The organism is Oleiphilus sp. HI0117, from assembly GCF_001635235.1.
Genome location: NZ_LWGA01001303.1, coordinates 1 through 861, shown reverse-complemented (window position 1 = coordinate 861; position 861 = coordinate 1). Strand labels below are relative to the sequence as shown.

The following is an 861-nucleotide window of genomic DNA, read 5'->3' as shown; positions in this document are numbered from 1 at the left end:
GCCCAAGCTCTGGGTATTCCAAGTGAAAAGGAACACCCATTATTAGTGTTGTCAGTAGCGGCAGCCCAAAAAGAATACCCAGACTGACTGAAAATACAGGAAACTGCTCGCCCGTATCATCTTGCCTTCTATGCGCCCAGCGGCGAAGAAAGAATATGCCAGCAATCGCTATACACAATGAAGCGTATACAAACATTGAGCCTTGCTCATCAATCACACTTGGGATAAACAAGCCTCGAACATTTAGAAAAATCGATTCACCAACAGAAAAACTGTCACGCGCTCCGGGCAATGAAGCCAGTACAGCGAAATACCAGAAGAAGACTTGTAGTAATAATGGAATATTTCGAAATATTTCTACATAAATGACTGATAAGCGTCTGACTAACCAGTTGTGGGAGAAATAAGCGACCCCCATAACAAAGCCGATAATAGTTGCCAATACGATACCAATCATCGAAACCATAATCGTATTAAGCAAACCTACGATAAATGTTTTCCCGTAGGTATGTGTCGCATCGTAAGGAATCAAGGACATTAAGATATCGAAGCCTGCGGTAGTAAATAAAAAGCCGAAACCGCTTTTTATTCCTCGAGCTTCCATATTGGCGATTGCATTGGAAACAATCGAATAGAAAAAGTAGCCAAGTGCGAAAACCAGGATTAATTGATAAATAATCGCCCTGTTACGAGGGTTATTTATAAATGAACCCGACTTAAGCTTTAAGTGTTCGGACTCCGGATCTGAAGACATAATATGGCCTTACAAATTATTTCCAAAAGAATGCTGTTAGCTACCTATAAAGCGAGCCATTTTTTTACTCAGCTTCTAGACTTAGTAAGCGCTAACTTATTATTTGA

Annotated in this window: 1 protein-coding gene; it reads right to left on the bottom strand. The window is 40.4% G+C overall.

All coding sequences use genetic code 11. The annotated features are described in order from the left end of the window. On the bottom strand, nt 1–754 hold a 754-nt coding region (locus A3757_RS22615; protein WP_156506500.1), incomplete at its 3' end, for an ABC transporter permease subunit. Between the last annotated feature and the right edge of the window lie 107 nt (nt 755–861).